Raw genomic sequence first — 10955 nt, 5'->3', positions numbered from 1 at the left:
CGGGAGCAGGCGGGAATCCCCGGCCTTTAAGCCCGGGAGGATGTCAAGGCATTGTTCAGGCCTCTTCGAGTTCACGTGACCTGGTCGTCGCGTCCCAGGAACTGGAAGGCATTCCCCTTGGCCTGGAACAGGAAGTACAACCCGTCCCGGTCCGGATCGAGGCTGTGGGTGTCGTCGGTGGCGAAGCGGAGAGTTTTGGCGAGTCCCTGGTAGGTGACGTCGAACAGGCACTGGGCCACGGCTTCCGGTTCGATGTCGCCCTTTTCGGCCAGTCTCTCCAGGGTGCGCGCGACCAGTCCCACGGCGTCGTACGCCTCGGGGGACCAGCGCCCGGGTGCCGTGCCGAATCTGGCGCGGTAGGCGGTCCTGAAGGTGCGGGACACGCTGCCGGGGTCGGTGAACGGAGCGCCGAACAGCCAGTCCTGGCCCGCGGTGCCGGCTTGCTGGAGGAAGGCCGGGCGCATGATGTGCCAGGTGCCAAGGCGCGGTCCTGTGAAGCCCGCCTCGGCCAGTGCCCGGGCGCAGCGTGCGGCGCGCTCGGGCGATGTGCCGCCGAAGACGACGGCCTGCGCTTCGGCGGCGAGGGCGGCGCGGACGGCGGGAGCGAAGTCGTCGCTGCCGGCCGCCACGAGGTGGACGCTGGTCGTGCCCTCGTGGGGCGGCGTCCGCGCGATCGCGTTGGTGAGGACCGATCCCGTGCGGCCCGCCGCCCGGTCGTCGATGACAGCGGTACGGTCGACCGGTCGCACGGAGGTCAGATACGAGACCAGCGGCAGCGCCAGGTAGGACTCGGGTGCCCGGGTGACGCGCAGGGTGCGGAGTTCCGACGGTGTCAGTCCGTCGTCGTCGAGGGAGATCAGCACCATGGCCGTGCCGGCGTTCTGGTAGAGCGCGCCGGCGGCGCGCGCCGCGGTGGCCGTGTTGGGGCCGAGGACCGCGATCGCCTTGACCTCGGTGAAGCGCCGGGCCGCCTGCTTGGCGCGGGTCGCCTCGCCTTGGTCGTCGATGGTGTGGAGGGCGAGGCGGAACGTGATGCCCGCGCGCGCGTTGTGCTGCTCCACGGCGAGCCTCGCCCCCCGTTCCTGCGCCACGCCGTCCGCCTTGTTCGCGCCGCTGAGGTCGGCCTGGAAGCCGAGGGCGTATACGGGAAGGGGGCCGCCCGAGCCGTCTGTGCCCCCTCGCCCAGCCGCCAGATAGGCGGTGGCCCCGCCGCCCACGGCGACCACGGAAGCCGCCGCGCTCCCCATCAGCAGCACGCGCCGTCGGGTCGGCGGGCGGGCGTCCTTGGGGTGCGGCGGTGTCGGGTCGGCGGCCGGGTCGTCGCCCGTCCGATGCCACGAAGGGCGCTGTGGGGTGGGCACGTCCAGCGCTCGTGCAGAGCGTTCGGCGACCACACGGAGGACCGCGGGCGGCAGCCAGTGCACCTTGGGGGCGTCGGGCGTTTCCCGTGCGAGTAGGGCCCGCGGGTCACGGAGCGCCGCCGCGGCCTCGACGGCCGTCGGCCGCCTGGTCGGGTCCTTGGCCAGGCAGCCCCGGATCAGAGCCTGGAGCTCGCCGGGGACGTCCGCCAGGTCCGGCTCCTCGTGCACGGTGCGGAACAGCACGCCCGCCGCGTATCCGGTGCCGAACGGGCGCCGGCCCGAGGCCGTGTACGCCAGGACGCAGCCCAGCGAGAAGACGTCACTGGGCGGGCCGACCTCACCGGCTCGGGCCTGTGCCTGTTCCGGCGCGAGGAAGCCGGGCGTGCCCATGACGGCGTCGGGTGCGGTGAGGGCGGTGGCGCCCGCGGCGTGGGCGATGCCGAAGTCGATGAGGCGGGGACCGTCCAGGGCGAGCAGGATGTTGCCCGGTTTCACATCACGGTGCACGACTCCCGCCGCGTGGACGGCGGTGAGCGCGTCGGCCAGCCGGGATCCCAGAGTCCGTACGGTGGCGACGGGCAGCGCGCCGAAGCCGTCGACCGTCTCCACGAGGGAGGGTCCGGGGACGAACTGCGTGGCCAGCCAGGGCTCGATGGCCTCCGTGTCGGCGGCTACGATCGGCACCAGCCATGGCCCGGTCAGGCCGCGGACCGCCGTCACCTCGCGCCGGAACCGGGTGCGGAAGGCCGGGTCCGCCGCGTGCTCGGCGCGGATCGTCTTGAGCGCGACGAGCGCCCCGCCTGCCGTGCGGGCGAGGTAGACGACGCCCATGCCGCCCGCGCCGAGCCGGGCCAGCAGCCGGTGCCCGCCGATCTCGTCGGGGTCGTCAGCAGTCAGGCGCTGCGTCACAGGCCGACCTTGCCCGCGTAGGAGTACCGGCCGTCCTTCACCTCGTAGCGGAAGGCGTCAGAGCTCTTGAGCCACCACCGGTAGTCCTTGTCGAACGCGTACGTCCGGACGAGGCCCTTGTACGCGCCGTTCCGCAGCAGGTCGTACAGCCTGCTCCCGGTGGGCCGGCCGCCTGCCTCGGTGAGGCGGGTGATGACCATGCGGGCCACGTCGTACGCCTCGGCCGCCCAGTAGGGGGGCGCGGCGCCGTAGCGCTTGCGGTAGGCGGTGGCGAAGACACGGACGGGGGCGGCCGAAGGGTCGATGTACGGGGCGAAGACCTGCCAGCCGTCGGCGGCACTGCCCGCGGCGGTCAGGAACTCCGGTCCGGCGGCCGGGTAGCCGATCACACGCAGGCCGTCGAAGCCCGTCTGCGCGAGGGCGCGTGCGACGGCCGCGCCGCCTGCTGGAGTGCCCGTGTAGACGAAGCCGTCCATCCGGTGCGCGACCATCTCGGCGACCACCGGGGCGAGGGTCTCAGCCAGCCGCGGTACGACCCGGGGCTCACCGGCGATCCTGAAGGCGCCGAGGTACTGGAACATCGTCCGGCCGAGCTGCCAGGCCGGGATGCCGCCGTCACGGTCGATCAGCACACTCACGCGCCGGGCGCCCTGGGTGTGCAGGGAGTAGGCCGCCGTGCCGGGCAGGCTCGTGTAGCCGGGGACGGCCTGGAGGAAGCGACCGGGCTCCGCCGTGCCGTACTCGGACTGCGCGGACGACACCGTGATCTGGGGGACGAGATGTGCGTCGTAGCTGCCGAGGCTCGCCCCGGTGGTCTCGTCACCGGTCGAGCCTATGACGGCGAGCAGGTCGCGGTCGGCGGCGAGGGCGCGGGCCACCTGGGCGGCACGACTCGCGTCGCCCCGGTCGTCGACCGTCTTGAGGGCGAGCGTGAAGGGCTTGCCCTTGGAGGAGTTGAACTGCTCGACAGCCAGCCGGACGCCGCGTTCCTGGGCCTGTCCGATGGCCTTCTGCGGGCCCGTCAGGTCGGCCTGGACACCGAGGACCCAGCGGCGAGCACCTGACGAGGCGGTCGGGACGGTGTCGTCGTCACGCCGGGCGGCCCGCAGTGCGGCACCGCCACCGGCCGCGAACAGGGCCGCGCCGCCGCCGAGCAGGAGGAAACGGCGGCGGCTGGTGGGAGGGGACGCGTCCGTGGGGACTTCCGTCGGATGCCCACCCGCCCTCCCACCGAGGGCCGTCGCCTCGATGTCCGGCAGGGCGAGCATCGCCGAGGAGCGGTCCGCGATGAGCCGCACAACGGTGTCGGGCAGCCAGTCGACGGTGCCGTGGCGCGTGTCGTCGACCAGCGCCTCGTCCACCTGCCGGGCGGTGGGCCGGGCGGCCGGATCCTTGGCGAGGCAGCGCTGCAGCAGCGTGCGCGTGTCGTCGGGGACACCGTCGAGGTCCGGCTCGTCATGCACGGTGCGGTACAGGAGGGCGTCCACGGCACCGGTACCGAAGGGCAGGCGACCGGTGGCGGCGTAGGACAGGAGACAGCCGAGGGAGAAGACGTCACTGGCAGGCGAGGCGGGCTGCGCCCGGGCCTGTTCGGGGGCGAGGAAGCCGGGTGTACCGACGATCATGCCGGCCGAGGTGAGTGCCGTCTCCTCGGTGGCACGAGCGATGCCGAAGTCGATGAGGCGGGGACCGTCGACGGCGAGCAGCACATTGCCGGGCTTGACGTCGCGGTGGACGAGTCCCACGTCGTGTACGGCGGTCAGGGCACGTGCCAGCATCCGGCCGAGCACGCGCACAGCGCGCGACGGCAGCGGACCGCAGGCGGCGACAGCCTCGGCGAGCGAGGGGCCGGGCACGAACGCGGTGGCGAGCCAGGGCGCGGCCGCGTCCGGGTCGGCGCCGGTGACCGGCACAGCCCAGGGGCTGTCCACACGCCGGGCCGCGGCGACCTCGCGGCGAAAGCGCGCGCGGAACTCGGCCTGGTCGGCGTACTCGGGCAGGATCACCTTGACGGCGGCCAGCTCCCCCGACTCGGCACGCCCGAGATAGACCACGCCCATACCACCGGCGCCGAGCCGGGCGAGCAGACGGTGACCGCCTATGCGGGCCGGGTCGGACGGGGTGAGCTTCTCGGTCATCAACGGTCGCCGTTCGTGCTGCTGGGCTCCGACGCGTTGCGTTCGATCGCGGCTCTGAGACGGGCGCGCATGCCGACCTGCGGATCCCGCAGCCGGTCGAACAGGTCTGCCCGGGACCAACCTGTGGAACCCTTGGCGGAGACCGCGAGGGTGAACTGGCCGATGCGGGCCTGCTCCCAGATGTACGGGTGGGGGCCGCCGACGTCGGCGCCTGTGTAGCTACCGAGCTCGGTGAGAGTGTCGTCGGCGTACGCGTTGCCCGAATCACCGAAGGAGTTCGGAACGTCGTTCAGGGACGTGATCACCTCGTCCGACCGCAGCCGCTGTGTGGGGCAGCGCATCATCTCCTCGAGGACCTCGGCGTTCTCCCAGTCGGCCTGCGCGGGATCGCGGTGCACCGTGACGACGGCACTCAGCCGGAGCGGACCCCTGGCATCACTCGCCGGAATCTCATAGGAGCGGGTCATGGTGGCCAGGACGTCCTTCGGGAGCGCCTGTTGCCGCCAGACACAGTCGTCGCCGAGAACCGGCCAGCGCCGCGGGTCGCTCTCGTAGGGGGTCCGGCGGACGGTGCCGGGGCCGAAGGCCGCGGCGTCCGGGATGACGCGCCGGATCAGCGCGGTGGCCTGAGCGGTGGTCCTCGGCAGTGCGGCGGGGTCGGTGTCCACGGCAGCGGTCGCCGACGGGCCGGCGGTCGCCGTGGCGGCGGCCTTCTTCGCAGGCGTCGGTTCTGACGGCCCGCGCCCACCGGAGGTACAGCCGGCGAGCACCAAGCCGCTCACCGCGACAGCGCAGCCGAGGCGCACCGCTTCCCTGTTCACGACCGCAGCCCCCTGGAATCACCGATTACCATGCGTCCGCCGTGATGCTAAGCGGTAACCGGCATGCCTCGACCACCGGTTGGCCATCACGTGGCGCAGCCGTACCCCTCCTGTCACGCACCCGGTACAGACCGACACCGTACTGCTGTGCCACGGTCATTCGGTTCGGCTCGGGCGGCTGCGTTTGTGCGCTCGGCTTCGGCCACACCTCCCCGAGACTGCGCTTCGACTGCCGCAGAAGACGGGCCTGCCGAAGCCCAGCCCGACCGGGCCTGCCCTGATCGAAGCCGCCGCTCTGCAGCCCGATGCCGGCCGTACGGCGTGTCCGTAGCGCAGCTACGGGCCGCAGACGGACCGGCGCTCTCCCGGAGGAGAGCGCCGGCGATAGCGTAGATCGACCCGCACGGTTGCTGGCCAGCGCTGGGCGGGGACTGCCTGGCCGATGTCGGGATGCTGCGGGGCCGGGCCCGCGGTGTTCGGGAAGACGTCGACCCCGATGCAACCTCCCGCCAGATGCCGGACTCCGGCCGTGCGACGGCACCAGAGAGACGGCGAGCGCGCGGGCCCTTGATGTCCAGGCGCAGCGACGCTCCGGCGGCCGGCGGAGGCGGCGCTGCCTCACTCGACCGTGCCGACGCTGGTGGTGCCGGCGTCGCAGGTGCCGCGGGCCACGACGCACGTGCCACGGGAATCTCCTTCGATCACGACGGATGCGCGCCGAACCGCACGGCGCCGCTGACGAGCGCGACCGCCGGGGGTCGCGGTGAATCGGCCCGGTTCGCCTGTTCTTCGCCCCCCAACGCACCGTCATCTGGTCGTTCACCGACGTTCATCGGCTCGGGTCCGCCGGGCGTGGCGCCTCCCGCGCTCGCGGTGTTGTCGACGCCCGTTCACACGCCCGCGCCGGCCGAAATCGCCCTGTCATGTCTCGGCCACACCATCCGTAACACGTCGCCCTGAGGATCGGCGTGCACACCGGAAGATCGAGAGAGGGCGACTCATGACTCAGGAGCAGCCAACAGGACTCGACCGCAGGAGATTTCTGCGCGCCGTCGGCATCACCGGCGGTGCCGGAGCGATGTTCGCCACCATGGGCGCGCTGGGGCTCGCGCCGACCGCCGAGGCGGCAGGCCGCGGCAGCGACTTCCGCGCGCCGAGCGCGGCCGACTTCCACCTCACCGGACGCAGAGCAGGCAAGGTCCTCGTCCTGGGCGCGGGCCTGGCCGGCCTGACGACCGCGTACGAACTGGGCAAGGCCGGCTACGACTGTACGATCCTCGAGCCGCGCGACCGGCCCGGCGGCCGCAACTACACCGTGCGCGGCGGGGACACCCACACCGACCTCGACGGATGCACCCAGACCGCCCGCTTCTCCCAGGGCCAGTACCTCAACGCCGGCCCGGCCCGGCTGGCCCAGTGGATGGTCACCCTCGACTACTGCCGCGAACTCGGCGTCCCCATCGAGGTCTTCACCAACGCCAACGCCGACGCGTACATCTACCACGAGTCGGCGGGCATGCGACCCGGGCAGCCGGTGCGGTACCGCACCGCCAAGGCCGACACCTACGGGTACGTCGGCGAACTGCTCGCCAAGGCCACCGACCAGGGCGCACTGGACCAGGAACTGACCGCCGAGGACAAGGAGCGCCTGCTGTCGTTCCTGGAGGACTTCGGTGAGATCGGCGGACGGGCCGACGGATGGGCGTACACCGGCGGTGCCAACCGCGGCTACGCCACCTGGCCCGGCGCCGCCGGCACCCCCGGGACCCTGCTCGGTGATCTGCCCACCGCCTCGGAGGTCTTCGCCTCGGGCGTCGGTCGGCACTTCGCCTTCGAGTTCGAGTTCGACCAGGCGATGCTGATGTTCCAGCCCGTCGGCGGAATGGACCGGATACCGAAGGCCTTCGCGCGCGCCATCGGCGACCACCGGATCCGCTACGGCTGTCAGGCCACCTCGCTGGTGCAGTCGGCGGGCGGCGTCACCGTCGGCTACACCGACCCCACCGGACGGCAGCGCCGGATCGAGGCGGACTACTGCGTCGCGGCCATGCCGCCCCATCTGCTCGCCAAGCTGCCGCACAACCTCGGAGCCGACGTGCAGACCGCGCTCACCACCATCCGCCCCTCGTCGGCCGGCAAGATCGGCCTGGAGTACCGCAGCCGCTGGTGGGAGACCGACCACCGCATCTACGGCGGCATCACCGAGACCGATCTGGACCTGTCCCACATCTGGTACCCGTCCTACGGTCACCACGGCGAGCGAGGCGTCATCGTCGGCTACTACAACACGGGGACCAACGCCGACGCCTACGCCGCCCTGACCCCGGCCGAGCGCGAGGCCCGCGCCGTCATGCAGGGCGTGAAGATCCACGGCGAGAAGTACCGCAGCGAGCTGGCGAACTCCTTCTCCATCGCCTGGAAGCGGGTCCGCCACCTCGAAGGCGCCTGGCACAGCATCCCCGGCGGCCCCGACGCCGCCGTCTACAGACCCCTCAACGAACCCACCGGACGCGTCCTGTACGCCGGCGACTGGCTGTCCTACATGGACGCCTGGCAACACGGCGCCATCCTCTCCGCCCGCAAGGCCGTCACCGCGCTGCACAGCCGGGCCCTGAGGACCTGACCGCCCGCACCACGGGCAGGGGCGCCCGGCTGGGCGGACCAGTCGAGCGCCCGTCCGTGCTCTCGGTGGCGGTGTTGCCCCGGCAGTCGGCGGCCCGCGCCTTGGATCTCAGGTCAGGGCGACGCCGAGCAGGACCTCCAACTGCGCGACCGTCTGCGCGGGTTCCTTGGCGTGGACGCCGGCGAGCCCCAACTCCGCTGCGGGCGCGAGGTACTGCTCGGTGTCGTCCACGAAGACGCAGGCCTCGGCGGGCAGACCGAGCTTCTCCAGGGCCAGTTCGAAGATGGCGGGCTCGGGCTTGCGCATCCCGTGTTGCTCGGAGATGACCACCGCGTCGTACGAATCCTCCAGGTCGTAGCCCTCGTAGAGGTCCCACGGCGCGAAGCCGACGGAGTTGGACAGGATCCCCACGCGCACTCCGGCACGCCGGGCGGCGGCCGCGGCGTCGATCAGAGCCCTCTCGGGCCGCAGGTCGGCGAAGATCCGGCCCATCAGGTTGTCGGGCGCCACTTTGAGGCTGCGGGCCGCCGCGGCGTTCCACTCCTCCTGGGTGATCGCGCCGCGTTCGAGGTCGTGAGTGCGCCGGGTGCCCTCCTCGTCGAGGTAGAGCGCGTTGATGCAGGCGCCCTCGGCCAGACCCTCGCGCCGCTCGAAGGCGAGCACGGCGGGCAGCAGGGGCGTGGTGAGGACACCGCCGAAGTCGAGGATCAGGCCGGTGCGGTGGGACATGGCGGAACTCCAGCGGTAGCGACGAGGACACGGCCACCGCGATGCGGACGCGGCAGGCGCATGGTGGGCCGTCCGGCGGCGACGTTGCCGCACGGTGCCCGAGGGGGGCCGGCCGGGAGCGGCGGCCGCGCGGGGCGACGACCGGAGATCATCCTCCCATTCCCGTCCTGCACCGGCCGGCCGCCCCTCTTCCCGAGCGGGGCCGGGTCCACGACCGACGCCTGAAAATCATCACCTCCTTGACCGGTGACGCAGGTGCGTGCGAGGGTTGCCGACGGGAGAACCCCAGAAACGTGAAGAAAGGTTGGGAATGATCGACAGGCGGAGCTTCGGCAAGGTTTTCGGCGCGGGCGCGGCCGCGGCGTCGCTCGCGGGGCTGTCGGGCCTCGCGTCACAGCCCGCCACGGCGGCGGCAGCACACCGGCCCGGGCCGGGCACCGGCGGACCGCCTCCCGCGCGGGGGAGGCACACCTCGCTCGGCGCCCTCAAGCAGATCGACGCCGGAGTCCTGAACATCGGCTACGCCGAGTCCGGCCCCGCCGACGGCCCCGTGGTGATACTCCTGCACGGTTGGCCGTACGACATCCACAGCTACGTCGACGTCGCGCCCCTCCTGGCGGCCGAGGGTTACCGCGTCATCGTCCCGCACCTGCGTGGCCACGGCACGACGCGCTTCCTGTCGCCCCGGGCGTTCCGCAACGCCCAGCAGTCGGTGGTCGCGCTCGACGTCATCGCCCTCATGAACGCCCTGCGGATCGAGAAGGCCGTCCTCGCCGGCTACGACTGGGGGTCGCGGACCGCCGACATCATCGCCGCGGTCTGGCCGGAGCGCTGCAAGGCCCTGGTCTCCGTCACGGGTTACCTGATCACCAACCGCGAGGCGAACAAGCAGCCGCTGCCGCCGAAGGCGGAGTTCGCCTGGTGGTACCAGTACTACTTCGCCACCGAGCGCGGCCGGCTCGGTCTGGAGGAGAACCGGCACGACCTCGCCCGTCTGGTCTGGGAGTTCAACTCCCCCACGTGGGAGTTCGACGACGCCACGTTCGGCCGCACCGCGGCGTCCTTCGAGAACCCCGACTACGTCGCCATCGTCCTGCACAACTACCGCTGGCGGCTCGGCCTGGCCAAGGGCGATCCGCGCTACGACCGCCTGGAGCGGCGGCTCGCCGCGGGCCCGACGATCGGCGTGCCCACCATCACCCTCGACGGCGAGGTCGATCCGTTCACCCCGGCCGGGGACGGCGCCGCCTACCGCGCCAAGTTCTCGGGCAGGTACGCCCACCGAACCCTGAAGGGCATCGGCCACAATGTGCCCCAGGAGGCGCCGGAGGCCTTCGCGGCGGCCGTCGTCGACGTCGACTCCTTCTGAGCCGGGCCGGAGGGCGCGACTGGGAGGGACACGTCCGGGGCGACAAACTCACCCGGAACGACGCGCGGAACTCGACACACTCGACATGCGCTGGTGACAGCGCTGACCCGCGCCCGGGGGCCGCGGGTCAGCGGCCCTGGAGGCGATGCCGGTGCACGTCGTGCAGGAGCCCGTGGTGCGGCCTCGCAACTCTCCGTCACCACCACGAGACAGGTCTGTTGGCTGGACAGACCCGGCCAACGCGGCCGGCCCCCGCACCGCAGCCATGGGCAAGTCGACCCTGGCCATGGACTTTGTTCGCGCCTGCTCGCTGCGCGTCCGGCAGCCGTCGGTGTTCTTCAGCCTGGAGATGGGCCGCCTGGAGGGCACCCAGCGGCTGCTGTCCGCGTCGCGCAGGCCAAGGTGCCGCTGCACCACATCCGCAACGCCACCCTCCCCGACGAACTGCGCCAGAAGGTCAACCTGTGCAGCGCCGACCTGGTCGACGCCCCGCTGTGGATTGACGACTCGGCAGGCCTGAACCTGCTGACCATCACCGCCAAGGCCTGCAAGCTGTGCGAAAAGGGCAACCTGAAGCTCGCCGTGGTCGACTACCTGCAGTTGGTGCAGTCCGGCGCCGCCCGCCGGCCCGAGAGCCGCCAGCAGGAAGTCTCCGAGATCTCCCGCAACCTCAAGCTCCTGGCTGAAGAGCTCGAGATTCCGATCGTGGCGCTGTCCCAGCTCAACCGCGGACCCGAACAACGCGCCGACAAGACCCCGGCTGTCTCCGAGGGACTGTACAAAGGGCCCTGTCTCACATGCGGTGGTAACTGAGTGTGATACCGCTGGAAGTCGCCTCCGAAGTGCTCTGCCGCAGGTCGAGGAAGCCCTCTCGGGCCTTCGCGGGCTATGCCTCGGAAACCCCGAGAGGCCCTGTCAGCGCAGTGTGAGGCCGACCAGCAGTTATTACTCCGCGCACCGGTCTCACTCAGCGTCACCACCGAATGTGAGACAGAGCCGTTCTTT

At 71.9% G+C, this 10955-nt stretch carries 6 protein-coding genes and 1 pseudogene; 3 read left to right on the top strand and 4 right to left on the bottom strand.

Annotation, left to right across the window (positions count from 1 at the left end; all coding sequences use genetic code 11):
• Positions 1-71: 71 nt before the first annotated feature.
• The 3 genes from ACRWND_RS29370 to ACRWND_RS29360 are packed head-to-tail and all read right to left on the bottom strand — an operon-like array spanning position 72 to position 5229.
• Positions 72-2270, bottom strand: coding sequence for a protein kinase domain-containing protein (locus tag ACRWND_RS29370; protein WP_431954767.1), 2199 nt, complete (start codon positions 2268-2270; stop codon positions 72-74).
• A complete protein-coding gene (locus ACRWND_RS29365) occupies positions 2267-4408 on the bottom strand; it encodes a bifunctional serine/threonine-protein kinase/ABC transporter substrate-binding protein (protein WP_431954765.1) in 2142 nt (713 codons plus the stop codon). Before ACRWND_RS29365 ends, ACRWND_RS29370 begins: the two co-directional genes overlap by 4 nt.
• A complete protein-coding gene (locus ACRWND_RS29360) occupies positions 4408-5229 on the bottom strand; it encodes a hypothetical protein (RefSeq protein WP_431954763.1) in 822 nt (273 codons plus the stop codon). Before ACRWND_RS29360 ends, ACRWND_RS29365 begins: the two co-directional genes overlap by 1 nt.
• A gap of 1078 nt (positions 5230-6307) precedes the next feature.
• Between ACRWND_RS29360 and ACRWND_RS29355 the strand changes: the two genes are divergently transcribed.
• Positions 6308-7852 (top strand): flavin monoamine oxidase family protein, encoded by a 1545-nt coding sequence (locus tag ACRWND_RS29355; RefSeq protein WP_431954769.1) that lies wholly within the window; start codon positions 6308-6310, stop codon positions 7850-7852.
• A 108-nt stretch (positions 7853-7960) separates the two neighbouring features.
• On the opposite strand, the gene ACRWND_RS29350 is transcribed toward ACRWND_RS29355, so the two are convergent.
• Positions 7961-8581, bottom strand: a complete 621-nt coding sequence (locus ACRWND_RS29350) for an HAD-IA family hydrolase (protein ID WP_431954761.1) — start codon at positions 8579-8581, stop codon at positions 7961-7963.
• 310 nt (positions 8582-8891) lie between these two features.
• Here ACRWND_RS29350 and ACRWND_RS29345 point away from each other — a divergent pair, with 310 nt between their 5' ends.
• Both ACRWND_RS29345 and ACRWND_RS29340 read left to right on the top strand, forming a co-directional pair.
• The gene (locus ACRWND_RS29345) at positions 8892-9950 is read left to right on the top strand and encodes an alpha/beta fold hydrolase (RefSeq protein WP_431954759.1); all 1059 of its coding nucleotides are present in this window, start codon (positions 8892-8894) and stop codon (positions 9948-9950) included.
• A 262-nt stretch (positions 9951-10212) separates the two neighbouring features.
• Positions 10213-10721: pseudogene (locus tag ACRWND_RS29340) on the top strand (DnaB-like helicase C-terminal domain-containing protein); the annotation flags it as partial.
• Positions 10722-10955 lie beyond the last annotated feature (234 nt).

It is taken from the genome of Actinacidiphila sp. bgisy167 (assembly GCF_965342175.1).
Lineage (GTDB): Bacteria > Actinomycetota > Actinomycetes > Streptomycetales > Streptomycetaceae > Actinacidiphila.
The sequence above is the reverse complement of the archived record's forward strand: the minus strand, read 5'-3'. Positions and strand labels throughout refer to the sequence as shown.

What these genes read in the sequence shown, in the direction of transcription:
- ACRWND_RS29365 (WP_431954765.1), bottom strand. Translation starts at nt 4,408, where the DNA reads ATGACCGAGAAGCTCACCCCGTCCGACCCGGCCCGCATAGGCGGTCAC.
- ACRWND_RS29345 (WP_431954759.1), top strand. Translation starts at nt 8,892, where the DNA reads ATGATCGACAGGCGGAGCTTCGGCAAGGTTTTCGGCGCGGGCGCGGCC.
- ACRWND_RS29355 (WP_431954769.1), top strand. Translation starts at nt 6,308, where the DNA reads ATGTTCGCCACCATGGGCGCGCTGGGGCTCGCGCCGACCGCCGAGGCG.
- ACRWND_RS29350 (WP_431954761.1), bottom strand. Translation starts at nt 8,581, where the DNA reads ATGTCCCACCGCACCGGCCTGATCCTCGACTTCGGCGGTGTCCTCACC.